We start from the raw sequence: 26,990 nt of genomic DNA, 5'->3' as shown, positions 1-26,990 counted from the left end.
GACCTAAACGGCCATTCTGTTGCGTTGTCCACCCCGGGGGGAGGGGTGACACCGGACACAATTACAGAACGAACAGAGCGGCCGCTCAGGCCGCATTACCTTCAAAAGCAATCTGGCTTGGCGCAAGCTCAGTGTTGTTGAGTCCCAGAATGCCAGCGCCCCAGCCAGTGCGATACTCAGCAGGTTCGGCCGGCGCCATCTGCTGCGCGCGCCGCGACGCACCGGCCCTTTCCCTCTATCCAAAGCAGGAAAACGGGGCAGCACGTAATTGGGCAGAACCCCGCCACATGCTGCCGCAGCAATTGGTGGTCAGGTCGTGACCTCGTAACCTGTTCCAGACTCTCACAAAATCGAGTTACCCCCAATCGCCAATCCCAACTACAGGTATTTAATAATACAGGTACATATAGGTAATGCGGGAGCGTTTATGCGTAAAAGCGGGAGCGTTTATGCGTAAAAGCGGGAGCGTTTATGCGTACGTATTTTTAGAACCACAACAAATCCGCCACTTCCGGGGCGGGAGCGTTTATGCGTGGATAACTTTTCCTATTCACAGGATTTTGCACAGACCAACACCCATAGAGGGCGAGAGCGTTTATGCGTAAAAACTTCCTCTCATCCGAAACCGCGCTGTACAGGCTCAAAACGTCGAAAGCCCCGGTCACTATTGACGAATTCGAGGTGGGGTTCACCCGGAAGGCGGGAGCGTTTATGCGTACAATTTTGACCGGCTGGCCGATTACGGCCTACAAGCGCCCCACATGCGGACGGCTTGGCAGAAGCGTGAGTTTGTCTGACGACGTGTCCGCATCGATGCGGGCCGCCGGGTAGACCACGGATACCTTTGCGAGCGCGCGAAGAAACGCCTTCTTGAAATCACGTCGGCCTTGCGCCGTTGTCGGGTAATCCGCCCCGAACTGAAGCTGTAATGCTGCCCAGGGAATGGGAGTCCGTTTCTTTACATAGGACATGCGATAGGTCAGCCAGAGCTAGACATCTAGTGCCATGGGGGATCGCTTCAGCGCTTTCAGGGCGCGGACGTCGATTGGCACGGGGTTCTGCGTGATCTCATTGTAGAACCGCTCCGACAGCACGACCGTGCTTTCCCAGAGAGCCGCCTGGTCGGGTTGGTGGGGCGTCCACCACAGCGACGCCGTGTCGGCGATGTTGACGTTTTCCAGACTGACTGCCCCTTTGGAGGTGTAGGTGCAGGAAATCGAACAGGCGAAAAGCCGCGTCATCTGATCGCGTAGCCGCGGGATTGACCCCCACCGACCGCCGGTCGGCGCAATATCGAGCTCCGACATGAACTTGCTCAGGCTTCGACCCAGGACGACTTCACGTTCCCCCGTGCGCACGGCTTCGGTGGTCAGGAAGCCGGTCACCAGCCGCGGAATACTGCCATAAGGCAACCCGACCTTTGAGGGAGCCAGCATTGTCATGGTGAACGCGCCGTTCGTGCGCGAGAACTCATTCCCGGGTACGCGTCGGTGCGGCATGCTGGCCTGCACCATGGCGCGCGCCATGAAACCGAGAGCACCCGCCTCCTTGGCTTCCTCGACCTCGATTTCCATAGCCGAGGTAAAGAGCTTCGACATCTGGCGGGGTATGGGATTGTTGTCGTTCGCCGGCTCCTCGACCGGCAGCGCGCCCGGCGACGTTACACCGTCGATGGGCTCTAAATCAGAAAGATCGTCGTGCTCCGTGTAATTAGGATTCATATATATATTTCCTGTTTTGTTCTTTTTATCGTATCATAAACGACTCCAGCCGAGGTCGGATTTTTCAAACTACCCGATCAGTGCTTGGCGTCTGAACCACTACCTTCGCTGTCCGGATCCATGCCTTTCAGGAACTTGAACAGGTCGCTGTCCGTGGAAAGAACCATCGTCGTGTTCTCGGAGATCATCGCCTTATAGGCCTGCATGGTTCGGGTGAATTCGTAGAACGCTACAGATTCCGGACTTTGATTATAGGCTCTCGCATAGATCTCGGTGGCTCTCGCGTCCGCCATGCCGCGGATTTCCTCGACCTGGCGATAGGCTTCGGATTGAATCTTGTTCAGGTCGCGCACGCGATTGCCGCGGATTCTGGCGGCCTCGCCGTTGCCTTCCGACAGGAAACGTTCCGCGATCTGCCGGCGTTCGCTGATCATCCGGTCGTAGATCTTGGGCCGGACGCTTTCATTATAGTTGATCCGCTTGAACCGGATATCGAGAAGCTCGATGCCAAATACGCGGACTTTCTCAGCCGCCGCGGCAAAGATCTCGTCCTCGACCAGCTTGCGCCCCTTTGAAATCGGCACGAGCGAGCCGATATCCTGCTCGCGTTCCGCCTCGGTCAGCAGCGTATCGCGCAACGGCACACGATCCTTTGTGGTGCGGATGATTTCGATCAGCTCGTGCTTGGCGACGGCGTTGCGAGTCTCGCTACCGAGAATGTCATCAAGGCGTGATTGGGCGCTGCGTTCATCGCGCAGCCGAAGAAAGTACTGGAGGGGATCGGTAATCCGCCAGCGGGCGAAGAGGTCCACCGAGATGTAAAGCTTGTCCTTGGTCGGCATGTCCGACGGGTTGCCATCCCACTCGAGGACCCGCCGGTCGATCGGATTGACGTCCTGGATGAACGGCACCTTGAATTTCAGGCCAGCCGTCGTGACCGGCTCGCCAACGGGCTTGCCGAACTGGGTGACGATCGCCTGCTCGACTTCGCTTACCGTATAGATCGAACTCATCGAAACGTAAGTCCCGACGGCAAGGAGTCCCGCGACGGCAATCACTGCGACCCTGTTCATGGCTTCTCTCCCTGTGGCGAGTCGAGGTTGAGCAGTGGCAGGATGCTCCGTGCCTGGTCGTCGACGATGATCTTCGAGCGGAGCCCCGGCATGACGTCCTGCAGGGTCTCGACATAGATGCGCCGGCGCGTGACCTCCGGGGCCTTGTTGTATTCCGTCAGCAGGGCGCTGAACCGGGCGGCGTCGCCTTCCGCTTCGTTGATCCTCTTCAGGCGGTAGCCGTCGGCCTCGCGGATGCGCTGATCCTTCTCTCCCTCGGCCAAGGGGATCACCTTGTTGTAGTCGCGCCGGGCCTCGTTGATGAGCTTCTCCTTCTCCTGCTGGGCCTGGTTCACCTCGTTGAAGGATTCCTGCACCGGCTGGGGCGGATTGATGTTCTTCAACTGCACCTGGTCGATGCTGATCCCCATGGCGTACTTGGTCGCGAGGGCCTGCATCTTGGTCAGCGCCTCGACCTCAATTTCCTGTCGGCCGATGGTGATCACCTCGTCCACCGTGCGATCCCCCACCACCTCCCGCATGACGGATTCCGAGACATAGCGCAGGGTTTCGCTCGGCTCGCGGACTTCGAAAAGGAAATTTCGGGGATTCGATATTCGGTATTGAACGACCCATTCGACCAAGGCGGCATTGAGGTCGCCGGTGACCATCTGTGTTTCCCGCGTCGCGTCGCGGGGCGACGGGCTCTGGTATGGATCGTTGGCACCCGGGGTCGTGAACCCGAACTCCTGCTTGAGCTGCCGCTTGACGGGCACAATCGTCGTGGCGTCGATCCCGAGTGGCAGCTTGAAATGCAAGCCCGGCGGGACATCCTTGAGATACTTCCCGAAGCGCTGCACGACGGCGACGGAGTCGCTGGGCACCGTGTAATAGGCGGACCATGCACCCCAGGCGACCAGCGCCAGGAGGGCGATGGTGGCGATGGTGCGCGGACCGCCGCCACTCGGCATCATTCGCTTGAGGCGATCCTGCCCCTGTCGGACCATGTCCTCGAAATCGGCGCCTTGTCTGACACCACCGCCCCAGGGGCCGCCCCGGCTGCCTTCATCGTTCTGACTCGGCATGGAAGAAGTACCTTTTCGGTAGATTTAGGATGAGGACACGAACGAAGGCTTCGGAGAAGCCGTCCGAAGGCATGTGCCATTGGATCGTGGCGTCGAACAGTATCTATTCGAGGCTCACTTCACCCGGTATCGCCGCGGCAGGGCTTCTACCCCTCACAGAGCGGCCTCCAGAAACCTCCGGGGAACTGCCAACGTTTGCGCCTACGCTCGCCGCCATTCTTGGAGCGCTGGAGCCGCACCTCTTGCGCTGCACCGAACTCGGAAACAGCACCAAGGCCCGCTAGCGGCGATGTACGACCATCCCTTCGTCTTCAGCGCGATCCACCGCTCGACGGTCGGTCTCGACCTCGAGTGATTTCGGTGTTCCTCTGGATGACGCTTGAAGGGGCGCTCGCTTCTGCGAAGCCGTGCCTGACGCCGCATCGCGCTTGAGGGCCGCATCCAGTTCGTCGGGATCGATCGTCAGCGTCCGCGAAAGCCCCGGGAGCCCTGACTTGGCTGGCAGGTGGATCAGGGTCAGAGTCCGTCGATATGCGCGAAACGACAGGCCTTCCAAAAGTTCCTCGTCGGTTTCCACATTGTAGGTGCCCGGCGGCAGAACCTCATCGAAGTCACCTAGCTTGAAGGATTTAACGAAGGTGACGGTCTTTTTTGTCGTGCGTACGGTCATCGGATGACTCCGGTTGGCGACGACGCCGACAGTCGGGGAAGACGGAAGGGGGGGGGGGATCACCCCCTCCGTTCCGCTTCCTACGACTTCTGCGCAGGCGCGGCTTCGTCCTGTTTCTTGGCGGGCTGTGCCGCCGGCTCACCGACGGCCGGCGCGACCTTCGTCTTGTCGTCCGGCTTGTCGTTGCTCGGGGCGGCTTGCGACGCTGAAAAATTCTTGAAGGACATTGGAACCCCTTTCGGGTGAAGCGGGCAATGATTTGTCCGCTTAATATAATATGGTATTGACGATGTATTTTTGCAATGTCTTGAAAATATTAACATCATTTATAGGGAATTAAATTATAGTGTTAAGATGATGTTTTTTTGCCCTGTCTGGGGCACAAATGCGCCGGTCCCGGAATAGTCGCGTATCCGACACATGTGCATGGCGACCATGTGCTGGCCGCTCGAGACCGTAATCGACGTTCGAAGCAGCCTGGGAACGGTTTATGCCGCGTCCGGGAATGCTCTCTTCCGCCGCGTCAGCCAGACCAGCACCGAGATACCGATTGCAGCGGAACAGATGGAGCCGGCAAGGATCCCGAGCTTGGCGGCGCTGAGCATCGCCGGGGCGTAGGCAAGGCCCGCGATGAACAACGACATGGTGAAGCCGATGCCGGTCAGGAAGGCGCCGGCGGCCAGGAAGGGCCAACTCAGGCTGGCTCCGCGGGCAGCCAGGCCGAGCCTCACCGCGAGCCAGCTGAAGCCGAGAACGCCAACCGGCTTGCCCAGGACCAAGCCCGCAAGAATCGCCAGAGAGACCGACTGGCCCAGGTCCGCGCCGGTGATCGCGACTCCGGCATTGGCGAGGGCGAAGATGGGCATGACCGCGAACCCCACCCATGGATGCAGCATCATTTCCAGCCGCTCCACCGGAGAAAGCGATTCCGCAACTGCTCTACCGGCCTGTCGGAGGTCACGGCGATCGGCGGTGTCTCCACTCCAGTGCTCGCCTGACGGATAGGCAAGCACGCGCCCCAGGATCGCACGCAAACGAATATCACTCACCCATATGCGGGTCGGCGTCATCAACCCCAGGACGACACCGGCGATCGTCGCATGGACTCCGGAGGCATCGAAGCACAGCCAGATCAGCGCGCCCATCAGGAAATAGATCGGTATGCTTCTGATCCCGAGGCGGGCGGCGCCTGCGACGATGCCAAGCCCAAGCACCCCGAGCGCGAGGGCGGGCCAGTTCAGCGCTTCACCATATCCCACAGCCACAACGAGGATCGCTCCCACGTCGTCGAAGATCGCCAGCGATAACAGAAACAGGCGCAGAGCCGGCGGGATGCGGGAGCCGAAGAGCGCGAGGCAACCGATCACGAACGCCGTGTCGGTGGCCATCACGGTCCCCCATCCGTGCATTCCGGGTTCACCGGCCACGAGGATCAGATAGATGGACACCGGGACGATCATACCGCCCAGGGCGGCGGCAAACGGAAGCGCCGCCGCTCGCAGGTTCCGCAGTTCGCCGAGAACGAGCTCCCGCTTGAGTTCCAGCGAAATCACAAAGAAAAAGAACGTCATCAACCCGTCGTTGATCCAGTGGCGCAACGAACGGGTGAAGTCCAGCGCCCCGAAATGAAGGCCGATCGGCGTTTCCCAGAACGCCAGGAACGGGGTTGACCAGGCCGAGTTCGCCAGGACCAGCGCGGAGAGCGCCGCAAGGAACAATAGCGCCCCTGCCGCCGCCTCGATCTTCAGAAACCGCGCGAACGGCTTCGTGATCCGGTCGGCAATCGCATGCGGCAGGTCCGTGCTGCTTCGGTCGTTCATGCAGCCTCTTCAATCGCTTCGGGCCCGCGCGATGGCGCGGCAGGTCTTGGGCGCCGCCGACCGCGGCCCGACGACTGTGTCACACAAACCGCCATCGGAGGTGTCTACTCCGACGCGCGGTCCACAGTTACTTTCACGTCCAGTGTTTCGAACGCCGCCGCATCGCCGACGAAGCTGCCGGAAACCGGCATCGTCTGGCGGATGTGGCGGGCCACGGCGACGGGGATCAGGTTGAACCCGCCGACGCTGCGGTTGGTCGGATCGAACATGATCCAGCCGGCGCCAGGCACGTAGACTTCCGCCCAGGCGTGGGTCGAGCCCGCTCCGGCGGAACCGACCGCGTCGCGGTCGGGATCGTACAGGTAACCCGACACGATCCGCGCGCCGAAACCCAGGCTGCGCACGGCATCGACGAACAGCACCGCGAAATCGCGGCACGAGCCCCGGCCGCGTGCCAGCGTCTCGACCGGCGTCTGCGCGGCCTCGTCGTCGCGCTCCTCGTAGACGATCTGCGCTACGACGCCGTTGCTGACATCCTTGAGCAGCGACAGCGTGTCGGTGCGCATGCCGGCGACAAAGCCCTGCGCCCAGTCGCGCAGCTGCCCCGCGGAGTCGAGATAGGCCTGCAGCCGCAATGCGCCGAGATCGGTCATCTCGTCCTCGCTCAGCAGGAACGGATAGGTGGTCGCCGAGGCGGCGATGGGGAAGACCGGCCATTCGTCGACATCGAGCGTCAGTTCAGCAACGCTGTCGATGACCAGCGTGTCCGCCTGCCCGGCGAACGTCGCCGTCGCAACGGCGTTGCCGGCGACATCGTGCGCCCAGGTCACGATGCCGGTGGGAGAAATCGCCAGATCATGTGTGTGCAGTCTCAGGGTTCGGCTCTCCCGCGGCCGCAGGATCAAGCGGTGCGGACCGAACACCATCGGCGCGCGGTAGCGGTAGGTCGTACGATGATGCACCGTCAGCGTGGTCAAGCGCGCGACCCGACCATGGTCCAGTCCGCCTCACGAAAGGTGACCATCCGGCCACGATCTTCATCCCACAGAACATAGTTCACGGCGCGAAGCCCATTTCGGAGAGACAGAGTCGGAACATCGTGCAACGCCGATATCGACGCGTGGCAATCCTGCAGTTGGTAGTTCGGGATACGTGGGTTCAGATGATGCACATGGTGATAGCCGATATTGCCCGTGAACCATTGCAGAGCAGCGGGCAGGCACAGGTAGGTCGAACTTCGCAACGACGCCGAGACCAAGTCCCAATCATCGCGACGGGCCCACTGCGTCGTCTCGCTACGATGCTGCACCGAGAACAGCCAAACGCCGATGATCGAGGCCACCACCATAATCGGGAGTTGCACGGCCGCGACCTCACCGAACCCGAGCAGCAGGCCCAACCCGCCGAACATCGCGACCAGCGCCACGTCGGTGATGTAGACGGCGCGCCGCTCATGTCGCCATGCTCGTGGTGTATCGAAGGGAACCCTATAAAGGCCGAGAAAGACCAGCGGCGGAAGGAGAATATTGGCGACGAGCGGATGTCGGGCCGTTCGGTACCACCAACGTTGCCATGGGCTCAGCGCGCGATACTCGGCCACCGTCAGGCAGGACGAATAGATGTCGGCACCGCTCTGACGGCGGTCCAGGTTGTTCCAAATCCCATGGTGGCCCGCGTGTTGCCGCCGCCACGACGCGTAGGGTGTCAGCGTCAGCAAGCTGCACGCGAAGCCGAGGATATCGTTTGCGCGGCGTCCCCGGAACAACGACATGTGCCCGCAGTCGTGCTGGATGATGAAGATACGGACCAGGAAACCGGCGGCCAGCGGTGCGAGCGCGAGGGAGATCCAGTAGGATACGTCGATCGACACATACATGACGGCACAGGTGGCGAAGAAGCCGCCGAACGACGTGATCGTCTGGGAGAGGCTCTTACCCAATATGGGCGCTTGGAAGCACCTCGCATGGTGGCGGAGGTCGGGCTGTTCGGTCATGCTTTCCCTTCGGCGCGACATCATATATTGGCTCGGTGGCGCCCGAGTGTCAGCGTATCCGGAGAATGGATCCGGCACACTGTTATCTTGGCCACGCTTGGCTCATGAATCGGCATTTTCAAGCTTTTTTGCAGTGAAGCTCGCGGCACCGAATGCAGTCTTTTCGCCAGTTACCGAAGCGAAAGTTTCGCCAGTGCCGCTGCGGCAAGCGCGTGATCTTTTAAGCGATAGTCGCCTTGAAACGCGCCATCCACTCTGACCTCCCAAATTCCGCCCCTCTCCTTGAGTTGAACTCTATCGGGCTGGACGACGGGAGGAAGCGGTGGCGCAGGCGTGCACTCCCCCCTCGGCACGCTTGCAGACGCGGCTCCCTGTCGTTCCTTCGTGTTTTTGCGCTCGGGGGTCTCCCCGAGCCGCATTACCGCGCGAATGAATTCTTCCGCGTAATCATCGACATCCCGATAATCATGCTCATGGCGAGCCATCGCCATCGGCTCGACGAAACGCCCCCTGAGGTGCTCGACAAAACGCGGCTCGGTCCGGGACATGTACGCGATGAGCGATTGGAGAATACGCTCGTGTGCCAGAACACGCCTTTCTAGATCGGTTGTCTCCGGGCCGTGTAGAGGATCTGTGGCGTTCCGCGCCATAAGAATCTTCCTTGTCGCCAAAGGCCATTTGCAGTCGACCGTCGAAGCGTGCACTTCAAGATGCTCAACTCCAAAAGCCTACTACTTACTCTGCTTTTTCGCAGCTCGCTCGTCACGCTTAGCCTGCTGAAGTGCATCTGAGAAGTTCGTGTAGCGAAACTCTTTGTAGTGATAAACATCGATCGAAGCCCGAATAATTCCGTACCTTTCCATCTCGTTTTCTATATTGTTCTCATCGGTTTCGTCCGCAATGTTAGATGTTTTTTCCATATCACCGCCTGTTATTTTAAGATTCTTAATGTATAATTATTATTTACATCATCATGCTACACCTTTTCATTTTTTATCTCTGGGCACAGTTTCAGTTATATTGGGAGTTGGAAAGACATAATCAAGTAGAATCTATATGCCCCATGACTACGTCTTAGAGTCTGACTCGGAATATTTTGTGCGATTTCAGGCTCTTATGATCCGCCCGACAAGGAGTTGGACGCTGGCGAGGTAGAGCCATGCTTCGGCGTTCGAGCGCACTGCTGAGCTTGGGTCCGCCATAAGCGGCGTCGGCGAACACGTGACGCAGCCAGGGGTAGGCGGTCCGCACGCCAGCGAGCAGAGCGGGCGCGCCGTCCCGATCCTGGATGCCGGTGCCGTGGACGATGCCGGAGACCGGCAGGCCGCCGCTTTCGGTGGTCTTGACCGACAGGCTGTCGATGACGCCGGCGCTCGGGCTGGCCTCGCGGCCCTCGGCCTCTCGGGCCGCCATGACCAGGAGATGATTGATCGTCTGCCAGGTACCGTCGTCGCGCCAAGCGTAGAAGTAGCGCTGCACCGTCGAGCGCGGCGGGAACTCCTGCGGAATGAGCCGCCACGCACAGCCAGCCCGCAGCATGTAGAAGATCCCGTTGACTACCTCGCGCAACTCGGTCTCGCGCGGCCGCCCCAGCGCTCGCGGCTCAGGCAGATACGGCGCGATCAACCCCCACTCCGCATCCGTTACGTCGGTTGCGTAGCGCAGGTCGCTGCGCTCATACTTCGGTCGAGGGATTTCGGTCCACATCTTGCGGCTCCATCGGTTGTTGCCCACAACGACGGAATCACAACGAGCTGAAATCACTCAATTCTTTTTGGGCCGGACACTTATCGGCGGAAGAAACTCCGCCTGTAAACGAACAGCACGAGGTCGTGCCCAAGCAAAGGCGCACTCTCGGCGACCGTAAGACACGCCCTAAAACCGGACGACCGCGGACAAGATCTCGAAGAACAATCTCGACAACCTTCCGGACTGCTAAGCGCGAGCGGCGGTCCGCTAATCAGAAGGCCGAGACCCATGGCAAAGGGGAAATCCGGCGGCCATTATCGTGGCGCAGTCAGCGGTCGCTACGTGACGAACGCACTCGGCAAGCGCAGCCCGAACACGACCGTGTTCGAGAAGACCGGTGGCGGTTCGACCGGTTCGGCGCGTAGCGCCAGGAGCGGGCGCTTTGTCAGTGGCGCGACGGCCAAACGGAATCCGAAGACGACCGTCGAGGAATCCTGACCTTCCCGCCTGCCTCAAAGGGCGGGTGTTTGCAGTTCCGCTGTTGATGGCTGTTGGCGCAACAGGAGAAGCGTTGGCGCTGAGTGTGCCAAATATGTGCCAAAACGCGAAAAAGCCCCGGCCTTGCGGCGCGGGACTTTCCGGTTTTCGCTGTGATTTCAGCGTCTTATTTGGTTGCGGGGGTAGGATTTGAACCTACGACCTTCAGGTTATGAGCCTGACGAGCTACCGGGCTGCTCCACCCCGCGTCAGCGGTGACGCTCATGTAGCAAAGGGCCCGCGGAGGTTAAAGGGGCGCCCGACATTTTTTTGTCATGTCGACCGGGTCATCCACCGGAACCTGCTCTTAAGCGTCCGAACTGCCGCCGTCGGCGACCGACCTTCCCCTCAAAAGACGGAACGGCTCTCGGCCGAAGGTCCACGATTCCGCGTCAGAGCGACGACAGATCGCGCGCCCGTCGGGCCACAAACATCTTCTGCAATTGCGCTGTTTCCCGGGGTTGTGGTGCGGGTGGTCGGGATCGAACCGACACTCTGTCACCAGAACTGGATTTTGAATCCAGCGCGTCTACCAATTCCGCCACACCCGCCGGATCGATCGCGCCAACGCGCCACCGATCTCGTATCGGTGCTGTACCGGGAAAGGCATCGGGTGCGCAAGTCGTCTCATGCCGCTCGGCGATGCCACCTACAGGAAACGACCGACGCGGCATCCGCGAGGCCCAAGGGGCTCATTCCCGTCATTTGCCTTCCACACGCCGCACGCTCGCGGGCAAATATCGGACTGTGAAAACCAGTCGGTGCAGCGTTTCGCCCCCGCGATCGAGCCGTTCCGCAGACGCTCGAAGCGGAGCCGCGCGAATCCTCTACCCAGGATTGCCCTAGGATTGTAAGATCCAACTGACCTGGAGGGGGCGATGGGCGACGTTCCGATGCGAACGGCGGAAGGTGGGAGGTGTGCGCGGCCCGCCGCGCACCTTTTCTGCCTTTTGCGCATCACCGCGCGGCTCACGCAGCGCGCTCCCTGGCGGATGCCTCGATTGCGGGCCGCTCTCGCCGCGCTGCTGATTGTCACCGGAGCTACCTCGCCGGCCTTGAGCGGCGCGTGGATGTTCGAGCCGGGCGACGGCGTTGCGATCATCACCACGGGCTTCACCGGTTCTGCCAACGCCTACGATGCCGACGGCCGGCTGCAGCCGATCCCGGACTACCGCAAGTTCGAGCTGAGGGCCCATGTCGAATATGGCATCACGCCCTGGCTGACGGGCGTTCTGAAGACCGAAGGCCGGCTTGAGAGCCAGAGCGACACGGAGCGCAGCTTCGCAGGTGCCGGTGGCCGGATTCGTCTCGCCCATACCGATCGGATGGTGATGTCCGCCCAGGCGATCGCCTACACGCCCGGCCTCGACGATAGCGGCCTCTGGCTCGATGGCGAGCCTGCCGCTTTCGATGCCCGGCTCCTGATCGGCCGCAGCTTTTCGCTGTTCGGCCGCCCCGGCTTTGTCGATGCGCAGGCAGGCTACCGCGTTACAGAAGGCGATGCCGCCGACGAAGTTCATATCGATCTGACGCTCGGGCTGAAACCGACACCGCGCTGGATGCTGCTTGCCCAATCCTTTTCGACGATCTCGGTCGGGTCCGGCCCCAGCTATCGCTACGACAAGCTGCAGGCGAGCGTGGTCCGCTGGATCCGCGACGGGATCGGGCTGGAGGTGGGCCTCACCGGTACGATCGCCGGCGTCTCCGCGCTGCAGGAACGTGGCGCTTTCGCCTCGCTCTGGTACGAATTCTGATCCGCCAGCACGACGGTTGGAGAACCAAATAAGCGTTCATCCGTCAGAGCTGTTCCGCTCTGAGCGTAAACGCGGAACATATCTACGGTATTGTTTTAACCCGTTTACGGATAGGGAACCGGCTTCCGCTTCTCCCCGAAACGCTCACGCACCTTGTTCGGGATAGCTGCGACCGTCGAACAGCGCCGACCCGACCCGCACATGGGTCGCGCCGAAGGCGACTGCGGTGGCGTAGTCCGCCGACATGCCCATGGACAGTCCATCGACGCCCGCTTCTTCCGCCAGCTTGCGCAGCAGCGCGAAATGCGGCCCCGGCGCCTCTTCCACCGGCGGGATGCACATCAAGCCGGCAATCGACAGGCCGTGCGCACTGCGGCAACGGGAGACGAAGTCGACGGCTTCCTTCGGCGGAATGCCTGCCTTCTGAGGTTCCTCGCCGGTGTTCACCTGAACGAAAAGTTCCGGCGACCGGCCCTGGCGCGCGATTTCAGAGGAAAGCGCCGCAGCGATCTTTTCCCGGTCGACCGTGTGGATCGCATCGAACAGGGCAACCGCCTCGCGCGCCTTGTTCGATTGCAGCGGTCCGATCAGGTGCAGGGCGACCTCCGGATGGCGCTCTTTCAAAGCCGGCCACTTGGCTTTTGCTTCCTGGACCCGATTTTCGCCGAAAACGGTCTGGCCCGCATCGATCAGCGCTTCGGCGGCGTCAGCCGGGAAGGTCTTGGAGACCGCAATCAGCGTCACCGATCCGGCCGCTCGGCCGGCCTCCCGCTCCGCCTGTGCGATGTCCGCCCGCACCCGCGCCAGCCGATCCGACATGCCACCGTTCATCCTGGAGCCGTCCTCGTGTTCCCTAACCGGCCTTCCTTAGCAAGGGGCGAAGGCCGGTTCCAGTTGACCGGGGGGTGGATTTTTGCTGACTGTCTGGCAACCGCCGATCGGCCCAAGACACGAGCGAAATCCGTCAATGAGCACACCGGAGCGTTACCACGCCCGCGAAATCGAAGCGCGTTGGCAGGGAGAATGGGAGCGGGAGGGCGTCTTTCGCACCCGCACCCATGATGCCCGCCCAAAATATTACGTGCTCGAGATGTTCCCCTATCCGTCGGGGCGCATCCACATGGGCCACGTCCGCAACTACACCATGGGCGACGTGGTGGCGCGCTACAAGCGGGCGAAAGGTTTCAACGTCCTGCATCCGATGGGGTGGGACGCGTTCGGCATGCCGGCGGAAAACGCGGCGATGCAAAACAAGGTCCATCCTCGCGAGTGGACCTATTCCAACATCGCCTACATGCGCGGCCAGCTGAAGCAGATGGGCCTGGCGATCGACTGGGAGCGCGAGATCGCGACCTGCGACGTCGACTACTACCATCAGCAGCAGCGGCTGTTTCTGGATTTCTACAAGGCTGGCCTCGTCTCCCGGAAGACCGCGAAGGTGAACTGGGACCCCGTCGATCAGACCGTGCTTGCCAACGAGCAGGTGATCGACGGCAAGGGCTGGCGATCCGGCGCGCCGGTGGAGCAGCGCGAGCTGACCCAGTGGTTCTTCCGCATCTCCGATTTCAGCGAAGAGCTGCTGGCCGCACTGGACCATCTTCCGCGCTGGCCGGAAAAGGTCCGGCTGATGCAGAAGAATTGGATCGGCCGCTCGGAGGGGCTGCGCTTGCGCTTCGAGCTCACCGGCACGGCGCCGCACGGCTCCAACGAGCTTGAGGTTTTCACCACCCGGCCCGACACCTTGTTCGGCGCCAGCTTCCTCGCCGTTGCGGCGGACCATCCGCTGGCGTTGGCCGCGGCCGAGCGCGACCCGGAACTCAAGGCCTTCGTGGACGAATGCCGCAGGCTCGGAACCAGCGCGGTCGCCATCGAGACGGCGGAGAAGAAGGGCTACGAACTCGGCCTTCGGGCCCGTCATCCGTTCCATGCGGAAACGACACTTCCGATCTACGTCGCCAATTTCATCCTGATGGACTACGGTACCGGCGCGATCTTCGGCTGCCCGGCGCACGACCAGCGCGACCTGGACTTCGCGCGCGCCTACCGGCTCCCGGTGAAGCCCGTCGTGCTGCCGCCCCACACCGACCCGAACACCTTCGCGATCGGCGATGAGGCGTATACCGGCCCGGGCACCATCTACAATTCCAGCTTTCTGGACGGCCTTTCAATCGAGGATGCGAAGGACATCGTCGCCAGCCGGCTGGAGCACCATGCGCTTCGCGGCACGCCGCAAGCCGAACGCCAGGTGAACTATCGCCTGCGCGATTGGGGCATTTCGCGCCAACGCTACTGGGGCTGTCCGATCCCCATGATCCATTGCGAGCGGTGCGGCACGGTGCCGGTGCCCCAGCGCGACCTGCCCGTGGAACTGCCCGCCGACGTCTCGTTCGACCGGCCCGGCAATCCGCTCGATCGCCATCCGACCTGGACCAAGGTCGACTGCCCCGAATGCGGCGCGCCGGCCCGTCGCGAGACGGACACCATGGACACCTTCGTGGATTCGTCCTGGTATTTCGCGCGCTTCACCGCGCCGCGGGCGACCGCCCCTACCGAGCTTGACGCCGTCGATCACTGGCTGCCGGTCGACCAATATATCGGCGGCGTGGAGCACGCGATCCTGCACCTGCTCTACTCCCGCTTCTTCGTGCGGGCGATGAAGGTAACCGGGCATATCCGCCTGGAAGAGCCGTTCGCCGGCCTGTTCACGCAGGGCATGGTCACCCACGAGACCTACAAGGACGCCAAGGGCGGGTGGCTTTTCCCCGAAGAAGTGGTCCTGCGCGACGGGGTGGCTGTGCACGCGCAGACCGGAGACCCGGTCTCGATCGGCCCGATCGAATCGATGTCGAAGTCGAAGAAGAACGTCGTCGACCCGACCGCGATCATCAGCGAGTACGGCGCCGACACGGCCCGCTGGTTCATGCTGTCCGACACTCCGCCGGAACGCGACATGCAGTGGACCGAAGCCGGCGTCGAAGGCGCCCACCGCTTCGTGCAGCGTACCTGGCGGATGATCCAGGACGTCGCCGCCGACCTGCGGACCGTTAAGGAAGGCGACGGCAGCGGCAGCGAAGCGGAAGCGCTCACCAAGGCGATGCACCGCACGCTGCACGCGGTCGAGCGCGACATCGAGGACCTCGGCTTCAACCGGGCCGTCGCGCGCATCTACGAATACACCAACACCCTTCAGCGCGTGATCCCGCAGGGAGCCTCCGACCCGGCCATCGCACCGGCGCTGAAGCGCGCGCTGCGCTATCTGGTGGTGATGATCGCTCCGATGATGCCGCATCTGGCGGAAGAGTGCTGGTCGCTGCTCGGCAATCGCGGCCTTGTCGCGGAAACCGACTGGCCGACCGTAAATCCGGCGATGCTGGTCGACAGCACGGTCACCCTTCCGGTCCAGATCAACGGCAAGAAGCGCGCGGAAATCGTCGTCGATCGCGACGCTTCCAGCGACGATATCGAAGCCGCCGTGCTTGCGCTGGAGGACGTCCGCAAGCACCTTGGCGGTGCTGCTCCGAAGAAGGTCATCGTCGTACCGCAAAGGATCGTGAATGTCGTCGCCTGAGACGTTGGCCCGAGTCCGCGGTCGGTCCCGCGCCGCACGCACCGCGCTGGCAATTGCCCTTTCCCTGGGCGCGGCCTCGCTGGCCGGTTGTCAGGTGCGTCCGCTTTATGCCGACCTGTCTATACAGGGGGAGTCCAGCGTTCAGGACAAGCTCCGGAGCGTCGCAATCGCAAGTGCCTCCGACCGGAAGCTTCAGCAGTTTCGTAAGGAGCTGATGTTCCGCCTTTATGGCGGCGGTGAACCCGATCCGGCGCTCTACGATCTGGCCTACACTGCGTCGTCGCGCAGCGCCTCGCTCGCGGTCCCGGTCCAGATCGACGAGCCCAGCGCGGTGTCGCTCGATCTCAGCATCGATTTCATTCTGTCCGAACGGGCGACCGGGCTGACCTTGCTTACGGGAACGAGTTTCGCGTCGGCGACCTATGACTACTCCAGCCAGCGCTTCGCCAACACACGCGCGCAAATCGATGCGGAAAATCGTGTGGCCAAGGCCGTGGCCCAGGACGTCGGCAATCGCCTCGCGGCCTATTTCGCCGTCGCGGAAAGCAAATAGCAGGCGCTTTCGCCGTCGCTTGATCCGATCGCCTCAAGCGCGGCTTCTAGATGCCTTTTCCGCTTAGATATTCTATCTGAGCGACGAGGAATGGGTCCTTGACCTAAGCCGTAGTCACGATCGGGGCAGAAGGCCGAAACACCATGGCTGTGGTCAAAGCGCACGAGGTCGATCGCAGGCTTGCCGAGGCAAGTCGACTTCCGCCGGTCGTGCTTGTCTATGGACCGGACCACGGTCTCGCCTCAGAACGCGCCGCCGATCTCGTCAAGCGGGCCTCCGCTGACGGCGACCCGTTCGGTGTCGTGCGGCTCGATGGTGACAGCCTGTCGTCCGATCCCGGTCGCCTCAGTGACGAGGCGCGAACCGTTGCGCTCTTCGGTGGCCCTCGGATCGTCTGGGTACGCGATGCCGGAACGCGCAATCTGCTGCCGGCGGTCGAACCGCTTTTGGACGATCCGCCAACGGACGCCTTCATCGTGATCGAAGCCGGCAACCTGAAGCCCACCTCTCCGTTGCGCAAGGCCGTGGAAAAGCACGACGCGGCCTTGGCTGTACCCTGCTATGCGGACGGGGTCAGGGACATCGATCGTCTGCTGGCCGACGAGGCCGCCCGCTACGAGTTGACCGTCACCGATGAGGCCCGCGAAGCACTGCATGCGCTGCTCGGCGCCGATCGGGCGAGCACCCGCTCCGAAATCGCGAAACTCTGCCTCTACGCCCATGGCGACGGAGCGGTCCGCCTCGACCATATCGTTGCCGTGGTTGGTGACAGTTCCGCGCTTTCGATCGAGGAAGCGGTCGACGCTGCTTTCCTCGGCGACGGCGCGGCGGCCGTCCGACGTCTGAAACGCCTGGATTCCGCTGGCACCCATCCCTCGGTTACCGCCGGGTCCGCTTTGCGGCTCGCCCAGATGCTGCATCGGATGCGGGCGCAGGTCGATCAGGGCATGTCGGCCGATACGGTGGTCGACGCCGCGCAGCCGCGGATTTTCTTCCGCCGCAAGCCGACCATCAAAACGATGCTACGATCCTGGTCGAGCGGGCATCTGGTCCGCGCCCAACATCGGTTGAGCGAGACCGTGCTCGGCACCCGCAAAACGCCGCATCTGGCCCTCGATCTGGTGACCGATACGCTGTTGGCGTTGGCCCAGTCGGCGCGGCGTTCCCGGTAATCGGAAAAGCACCAGACCAAACCAATACCAGCTATTTGCAGAGCGCCATGCTGGGGGCTCCAGGCGCGCACCTGCGACGAAGCGGAATAGCCCCAGATGGCCGAACGGACCGCTGCACTGTCGCTATAGCTTTTTGATTGTGGTCGGAAGCCGGCTGGCGCTGCGGCGACGCATCCGACCACGCCCATCGAACCCGTCGGCCTCATTGCCGACAGCTACAGCCCTCCGCTTCCGCTCTTGGAGCGAGAAAAGGGTGCCGCATCGCGAACGCGCGATCGATGATTCGCTTTGGCCGACGCTTTGCGGCATAGTGTATTTTACGTAAGCGCAACCATTTTCGAGCGTGCCCTTGTGCGCCGTGGTCACCCGCGCGCCATAGCTCCAATTTTGGCGGTTTTCCGGCGAAATCCGAGGCTAAAACGTTTCGCCTTTAGACGGTTTACGATATTCTGTTGCCGGCTAAACTGACGTCTTTACCCGGCTAATTTCGTTGGCTCGGGGAATTTTCAGCGTATTGCGAAGTCCACCTATTCGAGTCCTTAGAGCATTTCCAGGCCCAGTGGAAACCGGTTGGCCGTCCGGAAATGTGTCGAAACAAAAGGTTAGAGCCGTTCAGCAATTCCGTGAACAGCTGAATGGCTCTAGGGGCCGCCGGACGCCTATCCATGTCCCCGCTCGAAATGACAACCCACTTCGATCGGACTGCCCTTCGGCAGTCGGCTTAGCTCACTCTTTAAGCTCGCTCAGTCAGGTCGGGGCGAGACCGCCGCGCGCGCGACACAACATGCGCCGGCCACATCTCATTGGGCTGAAAAGAAAAGCCGGACCGATCGAGGCTGTTGCGATGATCGAACGGCCGTCAATACCGCAGCACCAATGTGTCGGTTCCAGGAGCAGGGAGGATCGGTACGCTGAACACAGTCAACGACAGAAGACGCCGCCCAACCGGTGCGTTGGCGCGCGGTCCCGAACGAGGCTTAAATCGCTCCGAAAGGCGTCAAAAGTGGCCTGCACGTCCCTACGCTGTTTCCTTGTCCAGACCCGATTTGGATCTCTACCGCAGACGATCGCTAAATCGTCACGACGGACTAGGCCTTTTCCGACCAGGTGGAAACACCCGATCGAATAGAAATGGCTCCAGATTCAAGGACGTGAGCAATTTCCTTTCGTTCAGACTGAATCACTCTGAACGGGAAATACTCTAGTCATCGGATTCCAACCGCCGGATCACGTCGTCGAGTTGCTCGAGCGTGCCATATCGCACGCGCAGTTCTCCGGATCCGGTCGGCCGGTGCACAATCGAGACCTTCAGACCGAGCGCATCTGACAGGCGTCGCTCCAGCGCCCGAGTGTCGGCGTCCTTTGCCGTCTCGCGCGCAACCGTCGACACGGCCTCTCGCACTTTTTGAGAGGCGAGGGCTTCCGCGTCGCGAACGGACAATCCGTCCTTCACAATCCGTTCCGCTAGGGTATCGGGATCGTCGGCGGTCAGAAGGGCCCGCGCATGTCCCGCTGAGAGGCTTCCATTGACAACGTAGCCGCGCGCCTTGTCGGAAAGCTTCAACAGTCGCAGTGTGTTCGCTACATGGCTGCGACTCTTTCCGATCACCGAACCGAGTTCCGCCTGGGTATAGGAGAACTCCGCCATCAGTCGATCGTAGCCGTTCGCTTCCTCGATGGCGTTCAGGTCCGCGCGCTGCACGTTCTCGATGATCGCGAGTTCGAGCGCCTCGCGGTCGTCGACGTCGCGCACCACCACCGGAACGTCATGGAGCCCGGCTTTCTGGGCTGCCCGCCAACGCCGTTCGCCCGCGATGATCTCGAAGACATCCTCCGACCCCGGCTGTCGCCGCACCAGGATCGGCTGAACGACACCGCGATCGCGAATCGAGGCCGACAGGTCCGACAGATCGCTTTCTTCGAACGTTTTGCGCGGATTGCGCGGATTGGGCACCAGCAGATCGATCGGGACCTTGCGCAACCCGCGCGTGTCTTCCTCGTTAACCCTTTCGGGCTCCACATCGCCCAACAGGGCGGCCAATCCTCGTCCGAGCCGCTTGCGCGACGCCTCGTCAGCCATAGGTACGGTCCACCTGCAATACGCTTGACCCCAACTCAACCCACTGACATCAAACTGGGGCGGCCTGGCTCGCCCGCATCTGCCGCTCGCGCTGGATCACTTCGGACGCCAGCCGCAGATAGGCTTGGCTGCCGGGACACTTCAGATCGTAAAGCAGCGCCGGCTTTCCGTAGGAGGGCGCCTCGGACAATCGAACGTTGCGCGGAATCACGGTCTCGTAAACCGTATCGCCCATGGTGTCTCGGACGTCCTGCACCACCTGGTTCGCCAGATTGTTGCGAGCATCGAACATGGTTAACACGATACCGTGGATCGACAACTCGCGATTGAGCCCGCTGCGCACCTGTTCCACCGTTCGCAGAAGCTGACTCAGTCCTTCCAGCGCAAAGAATTCGCACTGCAGCGGCACCACCACCGCATGCGAAGCCGCCAGGGCATTGATCGTCAACAACGTCAGCGACGGCGGGCAGTCGGCCAGGACATAGGTGAACGGACCTGCGCGGGAATCGCCGGCTTCATAGGCGTCCGCAAGCCCGAAAATCGCGTTGCGCAGCCGTTGCGCGCGATCCGCCTCCGAGCCGATTTCCAGATCGAGACCCAAAAGATCCAGCGTCGACGACGCGATCGACAGACGCGGCACCGCGGTCGGAACGATCACTTCCGGCAAGTTCGCCTCGCCGACCAGCACATCGTAAATCGATCGAGCTCGGGCCTTCCGGTCGATACCGAGACCGGTGGACGCGTTGCCCTGGGGGTCGAGATCGACGACCAGAACGTCCTCACCGATCGCGGCCAAGGCCGTTCCGAGATTGATCGCGGTCGTGGTCTTGCCAACGCCCCCCTTCTGGTTGGCGACGGACAAAACCCGCGGCGACGTCGGCAAATCGCTCATGATGCGTCCCGTGTCTCGGCCAATTCGCCGATCCCGCGGATTTCCAGAATCCGCCCCGCTGGATCGGACAGGCTTTCATGTATTACCAGATCGAGCGCACAACGGGTACGCGCTTCCGCAATCTCCGCCTCGAATTCTGCACCTTTGTGGAGAAGCGCGACGCCGCCGTGGGCCAAAAGCGGCCGGAGCGGGTCGATCAGCTCGCTCAACGACGCCAAGGCCCGGGCCGTGACCAAATCGACCGGCGGCGAAAGCCCCGGCGCAACGACCTCGAGCCGCCCGGCGTGGACCACCGCCGGCAACTTGGAGGCGGATGCCACGGCGCGCAGGAATGCGGCCTTGCGGGCATTGCTTTCCACCAGATCGACGCGGGCACCAGGCGTTTCGGCGAGCATCGCCGCCAGAACCAGGCCCGGAAATCCGGCGCCACTGCCGAGATCGACGATCCGTCGCGCATCCGGGCAGAGCCGCAAGAGTTGCGCGCTGTCGAAGACGTGGCGCTGCCAGACATGATCGAGACTTGCAGGCGACACCAGATTTTTCACCCGCTGCCACTTATTCAGAAGCTCGACATGAGTGGCGAACCGGTCGAGTGTTTCACGTGAAACGGCGGGTAGGGCATCACGAACCAGCTCCGGGCCGTCCACAGCCGACCCGCTCATGCCGCGCTCCGGCGAAAGCCCGCCCGCTTGCTGTACGCCGCAAGCAAGGCGAGCGCCGCTGGGGTCATCCCGTCGATCCGCCCGGCCTGGCCCAGCGATTGAGGCCGGATCCGCTCCAGCTTTTCCCGCAACTCCGCCGACAAACCCGGAAGCGCGCTATAATCGAGATCCGTCGGCAGGTTCCGCGCCTCGCCGTCCCGTAACGCCGCAATATCCGCCGCTTGACGGTCCAGATAGGCCGCATAGGTGGCATCAACCACCAGACTGTCCAGGATCGCCGGCTCAATCGCCCTGATTTCCGGCCAGAGTCCGGCAAGCGCTTCCACCGTCACACCCGGAAGGCGCAGAAGCTCAAACGCCGACCGCCGGCGACCGTCCTGATTGACCTTGAACCCTCGCACGGCCGCGGCAGACGACGTCAGACTTAGACCCTCTAAAAGCGCGCGCCCAGCCTCCAACTTCTCCCGTCGGCCTGCGAACACGCGCGCGCGAACATTCCCAACAAGCCCGAGATCTTCACCAAGCGCGGTCAGCCGCAAGTCCGCATTGTCCGCCCGTAGGCTCAACCGATATTCCGCCCGCGACGTGAACATCCGATAGGGCTCAGACACACCCCGGGTGACCAGATCATCGATCATCACACCGAGATAGGCCTGCTCGCGCCCAATCACGACGCCGTCGCGCCCATCGGCACATTGCGCCGCATTGAGGCCGGCCATCAGCCCCTGGGCCCCGGCTTCCTCATATCCGGTGGTTCCATTGATCTGCCCCGCCAAGAACAATCCGGCGAGCCGCTTGGTCTCAAGCGTGGGCTTCAACTCCGTCGGATCAACGTGATCATATTCGATCGCGTAGCCGGGCCGAACCATTTCGACATGTTCGAGCCCCGGAATCGTCGCCAGCAGGGCGTGCTGAACGTCTTCCGGCAGCGAGGTCGAAATCCCGTTCGGATAGACCGTGGAATCCGCAAGTCCTTCCGGCTCAAGGAAAATCTGGTGTCCGTCCCGGTCGCCGAACCGCACGATCTTGTCCTCGATCGAAGGGCAATAGCGTGGCCCGACGCTGTCGATCGACCCGGAATACATCGCCGAGCGCGCAAGATTGTCCCGGATCACCTGATGGGTCGCCGGCGTCGTGCGCGTGATGTGGCAGACGATCTGCGGCGTCGTGATCCAATCGGTCAGCGCAGAGAAGGGGACCGGCGGATCGTCGCCCTCCTGCACGGTCAGGCGATCCCACGCGATCGTGCGGCCATTCAAGCGCGGCGGTGTTCCCGTCTTGAGACGCCCGATCCGAAAGCCAGCGCCGGCAAGCGTCTTAGACAACCCGGTCGACGGTGCCTCGCCCATCCGACCCGCTGGAATCCGCCGTTCGCCGATATGGATGAGCCCATTCAAAAAAGTTCCGGTGGTGAGGACCACCGCGCCGGCCGTCAGCCGTCGCCCATCAGCCAAGACCACCCCGGCGACACGATCCTCTTCGATCGCCAGGTCGAACGCCTCGCCTTCGACGATGGTCAAACGTGCCTGCTCGGCCAGAAGATCGGAGACCGCTCGCTTGTAGAGTGCCCGATCGGCCTGGGCGCGCGGTCCTTGCACGGCCGGCCCCTTGCGTCGGTTCAAGACCCGAAACTGGATGCCTGCCGCATCCGCAGCTCGCGCCATGATCCCGTCCAGCGCATCGATTTCGCGCACCAGATGGCCCTTGCCCAGCCCACCGATCGCCGGATTGCAGGACATCACGCCGATGGTCTCGCGAGAGAGCGTCAGAAGCGCGGTTTGCGCTCCGACGCGCGCCGCCGCAGCCGCCGCTTCGCAGCCGGCATGCCCTCCGCCGATCACGATGACATCGAAGCTACTCGTCATTGCAAACTGGATCCCTTGGCCGAACCGGCCATTCCCGCGATCAATCGTTGAAAATTACGCTTGGCTGCGGCCCGAAGTCGGTAAAGCGCGCCAATCTGCGCGGGCATCGGCCGGCCCTTTTTCTTTATCCTATTTAGCGCGCCGGAATGGCGGGGTCAAAGCCGGACGCGTTTCACGTGAAACAACGCCGCTTGGTCGCCTGCTTATCGCCGACACCTATTTTCCGATGCAGAAACTCGAAAAAACCGCGCCCAACACTTCTTCCGCATCGATGCGCCCCGTCAACCTGCCGAACGCAAATGCGGCCCGGCGGAGGTGCTCGGCCCGCGCCTCGCTCGGCAACTCCTCTGCCAACGTCGCCCAAAGCTCCCTCTCCGCTTCCATCAACGCATGGCGATGGCGCTCCCTGGTCACCAACGCTTGTTCGCCGCCCGATAGACGGTCTTCGGCAATCCGGCCCAGCCGCGCGAACAAATCGTCCAGCCCGTGAGATGTCACGACCGAAATCCGTAGATCGACGCCGTCAGCGCTCGATCCCGACCCGAGATCCGATTTCGTGCCCACCTTCAAAACGCAATCGTGACCGGAGAAGGTTTCATGTGAAACGCCGGCCTCCGACGGCGGATACAGCGCCAACACCACATCCGCCCCCGATGCCCGTTGGCGCGCCCGCCGGATCCCTTCGATCTCGACTACGTCGTCGCTATCCCGCAAACCTGCGGTATCCAGCAGCCGGACGGGATAGCCATTCAGGTCCAGATCGACCTCCAGCACATCGCGCGTCGTGCCGGCAATCGGCGTCACAATTGCCACCTCACGCCTCGCTAACGCATTCAAAAGGCTAGACTTTCCGGCATTAGGAGGACCCACAATCGCAACTTCCAAACCGGTCCGCAAACGCTCTCCGCGTTCTCCATCGACCAGCTCCATTCCGATCTCGTCCGCCAGCGCCCCGATATCGGCCAGCGCTCCGGTCTCTACGTCGTCGGGAACATCGTCTTCGTCGGCAAAGTCCAAACCACTCTCGATCGCAGCCAACGCCGCCACTAGGCGTGCGCGCCAAGCGTCCACCCGACCGCTCAGAAAGCCGCCGGCTTGTCGAACCGCTTGGCGCCGCTGGCTTTCCGTTTCCGCCACAATCAGATCGCCCAGCCCTTCGACCGCTGCCAGATCGAGCTTGCCGTTGAGGAAACCCCGCCGGGTGAATTCCCCGGCTTCCGCCAGCCGCACGCCTGGTCGCGCCACCAGGATCCTAAGCAGCGCTTTGACCACAGCCGGTCCGCCATGGCAGTGGAACTCCGCCAGATCCTCGCCGGTTACGGTGTCCGGGCCGGAAAAGCTTAGCAAAATCCCGCGATCGATCTCCTCCCCGGTATCCGGATCGCGAAAGATCCGCAGCCGCGCGCGTCGATCGCCGCTCGCAACGCCTGCGACCTTTTTCGCCAAGTCCAATGCCGCAGGTCCGCTCGCCCGCACCACGGCGATTCCCGCCGGAAGCGCCCCCGATGACAGGGCTACGATCGTCTCCGTCTCGCTCATGATTTGGCTCCGACGCTCTGAGCCCTTAGATCTCTCCCTGAGACGCGATCGCGACCCCGAGCCCCGCGAGGCCCCCGATGAGCGACAACCAGCTTCGACACGAGACCAGTCCCTACCTGCTTCAGCACGCCGACAATCCGGTTCATTGGCGCCCCTGGTCGCCGGAGGCGCTTGCGGAAGCGAAAGCGGCCGGAAAGCCGATCCTTCTGTCCGTGGGTTACGCTGCCTGCCATTGGTGCCATGTCATGGCCCATGAAAGCTTCGAGGATCCGGACGTCGCCAGCGTGATGAACCGCAACTTCATCAACATCAAGGTGGATCGCGAAGAACGTCCCGATATCGATCAGATCTATATGTCAGCCCTGCACGCGATTGGCGAGCAGGGCGGATGGCCGCTCACCATGTTCCTGACACCGGACGGAGACCCATTCTGGGGCGGAACTTATTTCCCCAAGACACCGAAATATGGGCGGCCCGGCTTCGTCCAGGTGTTGGAGGCCATTTCGGAGACCTTCCGCACGGAGACCGCCACGATCGAAACCAACCGGGACGCGCTTCGCCAACGGCTGAACGCCAAACCGGGCGCAGGTCCAGCCTTATCGCCGGATCTTCTCGATCAGGCCGCCAACCAGCTTTTCACCATTCTCGATCCGGTCAACGGCGGAACCCAGGGCGCCCCGAAATTTCCAAACGCGATGCTCTTCGACATGCTGTGGCGGCTCTATTGCCGCACGGGAAATGACGCAGCGCGACAGGCCGTGCTGCTCGCGCTTCGCCAAATCTCCCAGGGCGGCATTTACGATCATTTGGCTGGCGGATTCGCTCGCTATTCGGTCGATCAGCGCTGGCTGGTCCCGCATTTCGAAAAGATGCTCTATGACAACGCACTCCTTCTGGACCTTCTTGTGCGCGCCTGGCTGGATACGCGCGATCCGCTGTTTGCCGCGCGCATCAGCGAAACGATCGAATTTCTCAATCGTGAAATGACCACGGAAGACCGCGCTTTCGCGTCGAGCCTGGATGCCGACAGCGAGGGTGAAGAAGGACGCTTCTACGTCTGGACCAAGGCCGAGATCGAAGACACCTTGGGTCAAGAAAGCGCCGACTTCTTCGGCTCGATCTACGATGTGTCGGAGGGTGGAAACTGGGAAGGCAAGACGATCCTCAACCGGCTGTCCGCGGTCGACTATCTCGAGGCGGAAACCGAAGGGCGCCTGGCCGCCGAGCGGGAAGCTCTCTTGGAGCGGCGGGCACAGCGGGTTCGTCCAGGACGCGACGACAAAGTTCTGGCCGATTGGAACGGCCTTGCCATCGCCGCGCTGGCGCGGGCGGCAAGCGCCATGAACCAGCCCGATTGGCTCGCTCGCGCCGTCCAGGCCTATGAGGCCGTGGGTGGAACGATGGGTCGCGACAACCGGCTCGGCCACTCCTATCGCGCCGGACGCCTGGTTTTTCCGGGTCTTGCGACCGATCACGCCGCTATGGCCATCGCCGCCCTCGCACTCTATCAGGCCGGCGGTGATCCCACTCATCTCGCCGATGCCGAACGCTGGATGGCCGCGCTCGACCGTCACTATTGGGATGACGAAGCGGGCGGCTATTTCTGGACAGCGGACGATGCGGAAGCCTTGATCCTCCGGCCGAAAAGCCCGGCTGACGAAGCGGTTCCAAATGCCAACGGATTGGCGCTCCGCGCGCTCGTCGAACTCTGGATGCGCACCGGCAACACTCACTATCGGGACAGGGCAGATGCGCTCCTGTCGGCCTTTTCCGGTGCAATGGTGGAGAATATTTTCGCCACCGCCAGCCTCTTCAACGGCCTCGATTTCCGACTTCGTCCGATTTCGATCGTGATCGTCGCGCCGAACGAATCGGATCCTTCGGATCTGGTCCACGCGGCAAGGCGAAATCCCGATCCAAATGTGATCATCAGCCTGCTTCGATCGACAGACGATCTCTCTGCTGATCATCCCGCAGCGGGCAAGACGGCCCTCGAAGGCAAACCAACCGCCTATATCTGCAGTGCGAGTGAGTGTTCGCTACCGCTCACAACCGCCGCCGATCTGGAACGTCTGCTCCGCGGCAGCTCGTAGAGCCTTTTTCGCTCGGATGTTATCCAATCCGAGCGATAAGACATGGCGCCGGATTCCGGGGTTGAACATGTCCCATCAAGCGCCGGTCAAAACAGCGAATCCGTTTTTCGTAAAGATCGGCGAGACATAAATGACCATTCAGGCTGATTCGGATCCGCTTTCTGGAAGCAGTACACGTCTTTCTGCGTGCACCTGGTCCAACAAAAACGCCTTCCGAACAGTATCGGCAGGCGTTTTTTTAGTAA

Annotated in this window: 22 protein-coding genes, 2 tRNA genes and 1 pseudogene; 6 read left to right on the top strand and 19 right to left on the bottom strand. The window is 62.1% G+C overall.

The features are described from left to right. Window positions 1–989: 989 nt before the first annotated feature. From HNS03_RS21950 to HNS03_RS21900, 11 genes and pseudogenes are all read right to left on the bottom strand, one after another. Window positions 990–1,721 carry a replication protein RepA gene (locus tag HNS03_RS21950; RefSeq protein WP_367198194.1) on the bottom strand — a complete coding sequence of 244 codons (732 nt, stop codon included), beginning with the start codon at window positions 1,719–1,721 and terminating at the stop codon, window positions 990–992. A 77-nt stretch (window positions 1,722–1,798) separates the two neighbouring features. Further along, window positions 1,799–2,794 (bottom strand): protease modulator HflC, encoded by a 996-nt coding sequence (gene hflC / locus HNS03_RS21945; RefSeq protein WP_367198193.1) that lies wholly within the window; start codon window positions 2,792–2,794, stop codon window positions 1,799–1,801. Next, window positions 2,791–3,858, bottom strand: coding sequence for an FtsH protease activity modulator HflK (gene hflK, locus HNS03_RS21940; protein ID WP_367198192.1), 1,068 nt, complete (start codon window positions 3,856–3,858; stop codon window positions 2,791–2,793). The genes hflC and hflK overlap by 4 nt, the downstream gene beginning before the upstream one ends. 280 nt (window positions 3,859–4,138) lie before the next feature. Then, window positions 4,139–4,528, bottom strand: coding sequence for a hypothetical protein (locus tag HNS03_RS21935; protein ID WP_367198191.1), 390 nt, complete (start codon window positions 4,526–4,528; stop codon window positions 4,139–4,141). An 80-nt stretch (window positions 4,529–4,608) separates the two neighbouring features. Next, window positions 4,609–4,755 (bottom strand): hypothetical protein, encoded by a 147-nt coding sequence (locus HNS03_RS21930; protein WP_367198190.1) that lies wholly within the window; start codon window positions 4,753–4,755, stop codon window positions 4,609–4,611. A gap of 261 nt (window positions 4,756–5,016) precedes the next feature. Then, entirely contained in the window at window positions 5,017–6,348 is a 1,332-nt protein-coding gene (gene nhaA / locus HNS03_RS21925; RefSeq protein WP_367198189.1) for a Na+/H+ antiporter NhaA, read from the bottom strand. 104 nt (window positions 6,349–6,452) lie between these two features. Continuing rightward, entirely contained in the window at window positions 6,453–7,325 is an 873-nt protein-coding gene (locus HNS03_RS21920) for a transglutaminase domain-containing protein (protein WP_367198188.1), read from the bottom strand. Then, complete coding sequence (locus HNS03_RS21915; protein ID WP_367198187.1) at window positions 7,322–8,341, bottom strand: fatty acid desaturase; 1,020 nt, start codon at window positions 8,339–8,341, stop codon at window positions 7,322–7,324. Before HNS03_RS21915 ends, HNS03_RS21920 begins: the two co-directional genes overlap by 4 nt. A gap of 170 nt (window positions 8,342–8,511) precedes the next feature. Continuing rightward, the gene (locus HNS03_RS21910) at window positions 8,512–8,991 is read right to left on the bottom strand and encodes a hypothetical protein (RefSeq protein ID WP_367198186.1); all 480 of its coding nucleotides are present in this window, start codon (window positions 8,989–8,991) and stop codon (window positions 8,512–8,514) included. 81 nt (window positions 8,992–9,072) lie between these two features. Further along, window positions 9,073–9,261, bottom strand: coding sequence for a hypothetical protein (locus tag HNS03_RS21905; RefSeq protein ID WP_367198185.1), 189 nt, complete (start codon window positions 9,259–9,261; stop codon window positions 9,073–9,075). Between the two features lie 253 nt (window positions 9,262–9,514). Further along, window positions 9,515–10,048 (bottom strand): annotated as a pseudogene (locus tag HNS03_RS21900) (transposase); the annotation flags it as partial. A gap of 270 nt (window positions 10,049–10,318) precedes the next feature. Between HNS03_RS21900 and HNS03_RS21895 the strand changes: the two are divergent. Beyond that, entirely contained in the window at window positions 10,319–10,528 is a 210-nt protein-coding gene (locus tag HNS03_RS21895) for a hypothetical protein (protein WP_367198184.1), read from the top strand. Between the two features lie 171 nt (window positions 10,529–10,699). Here HNS03_RS21895 and HNS03_RS21890 read toward each other — a convergent pair. Next, window positions 10,700–10,776 (bottom strand) — tRNA-Met (locus HNS03_RS21890). 255 nt (window positions 10,777–11,031) lie between these two features. Further along, window positions 11,032–11,118 (bottom strand) — tRNA-Leu (locus tag HNS03_RS21885). Window positions 11,119–11,445: 327 nt separating this feature from the next. Between HNS03_RS21885 and HNS03_RS21880 the strand changes: the two genes are divergently transcribed. Next, window positions 11,446–12,321, top strand: a complete 876-nt coding sequence (locus HNS03_RS21880) for a hypothetical protein (RefSeq protein ID WP_367198183.1) — start codon at window positions 11,446–11,448, stop codon at window positions 12,319–12,321. 144 nt (window positions 12,322–12,465) lie between these two features. Here the strand turns inward: HNS03_RS21880 and HNS03_RS21875 are convergent, their stop codons facing one another. Continuing rightward, window positions 12,466–13,140: a YggS family pyridoxal phosphate-dependent enzyme gene (locus HNS03_RS21875; RefSeq protein ID WP_367198182.1), complete on the bottom strand. Its 675-nt coding sequence runs from the start codon at window positions 13,138–13,140 to the stop codon at window positions 12,466–12,468. Window positions 13,141–13,288: 148 nt separating this feature from the next. Here HNS03_RS21875 and leuS point away from each other — a divergent pair, with 148 nt between their 5' ends. The 3 genes from leuS to holA all read left to right on the top strand — a co-directional run bounded on the left by leuS (window position 13,289) and on the right by holA (window position 17,614). Further along, window positions 13,289–15,889 carry a leucine--tRNA ligase gene (gene leuS, locus HNS03_RS21870; protein WP_367198181.1) on the top strand — a complete coding sequence of 867 codons (2,601 nt, stop codon included), beginning with the start codon at window positions 13,289–13,291 and terminating at the stop codon, window positions 15,887–15,889. Next, the gene (locus HNS03_RS21865; RefSeq protein WP_367198180.1) at window positions 15,876–16,442 is read left to right on the top strand and encodes a hypothetical protein; all 567 of its coding nucleotides are present in this window, start codon (window positions 15,876–15,878) and stop codon (window positions 16,440–16,442) included. The genes leuS and HNS03_RS21865 overlap by 14 nt, the downstream gene beginning before the upstream one ends. A 143-nt stretch (window positions 16,443–16,585) precedes the next feature. Then, window positions 16,586–17,614, top strand: coding sequence for a DNA polymerase III subunit delta (gene holA, locus HNS03_RS21860; RefSeq protein WP_367198179.1), 1,029 nt, complete (start codon window positions 16,586–16,588; stop codon window positions 17,612–17,614). A 1,201-nt stretch (window positions 17,615–18,815) separates the two neighbouring features. On the opposite strand, the gene HNS03_RS21855 is transcribed toward holA, so the two are convergent. From HNS03_RS21855 to mnmE, 5 genes are all read right to left on the bottom strand, one after another. After that, entirely contained in the window at window positions 18,816–19,694 is an 879-nt protein-coding gene (locus HNS03_RS21855; protein WP_367198178.1) for a ParB/RepB/Spo0J family partition protein, read from the bottom strand. Between the two features lie 49 nt (window positions 19,695–19,743). Beyond that, window positions 19,744–20,586, bottom strand: coding sequence for a ParA family protein (locus tag HNS03_RS21850; RefSeq protein ID WP_367198177.1), 843 nt, complete (start codon window positions 20,584–20,586; stop codon window positions 19,744–19,746). Then, the gene (gene rsmG, locus HNS03_RS21845; RefSeq protein ID WP_367198176.1) at window positions 20,583–21,248 is read right to left on the bottom strand and encodes a 16S rRNA (guanine(527)-N(7))-methyltransferase RsmG; all 666 of its coding nucleotides are present in this window, start codon (window positions 21,246–21,248) and stop codon (window positions 20,583–20,585) included. Before rsmG ends, HNS03_RS21850 begins: the two co-directional genes overlap by 4 nt. Beyond that, window positions 21,245–23,113 carry a tRNA uridine-5-carboxymethylaminomethyl(34) synthesis enzyme MnmG gene (gene mnmG / locus HNS03_RS21840; protein WP_367198175.1) on the bottom strand — a complete coding sequence of 623 codons (1,869 nt, stop codon included), beginning with the start codon at window positions 23,111–23,113 and terminating at the stop codon, window positions 21,245–21,247. The genes rsmG and mnmG overlap by 4 nt, the downstream gene beginning before the upstream one ends. Before the next feature lie 216 nt (window positions 23,114–23,329). After that, window positions 23,330–24,652 carry a tRNA uridine-5-carboxymethylaminomethyl(34) synthesis GTPase MnmE gene (gene mnmE, locus HNS03_RS21835; RefSeq protein ID WP_367198174.1) on the bottom strand — a complete coding sequence of 441 codons (1,323 nt, stop codon included), beginning with the start codon at window positions 24,650–24,652 and terminating at the stop codon, window positions 23,330–23,332. Window positions 24,653–24,729: 77 nt separating this feature from the next. On the opposite strand from mnmE, the gene HNS03_RS21830 reads away from it, so the two are divergent. Beyond that, a complete protein-coding gene (locus HNS03_RS21830; RefSeq protein ID WP_367198173.1) occupies window positions 24,730–26,745 on the top strand; it encodes a thioredoxin domain-containing protein in 2,016 nt (671 codons plus the stop codon). Window positions 26,746–26,990: the final 245 nt, after the last annotated feature.

Origin of the sequence: Amorphus sp. 3PC139-8 (genome assembly GCF_040750475.1) — a bacterium.
Classification (GTDB): Bacteria; Pseudomonadota; Alphaproteobacteria; order Rhizobiales; family Amorphaceae; genus Amorphus.
The sequence above is the reverse complement of the archived record's forward strand: the minus strand, read 5'-3'. Positions and strand labels throughout refer to the sequence as shown.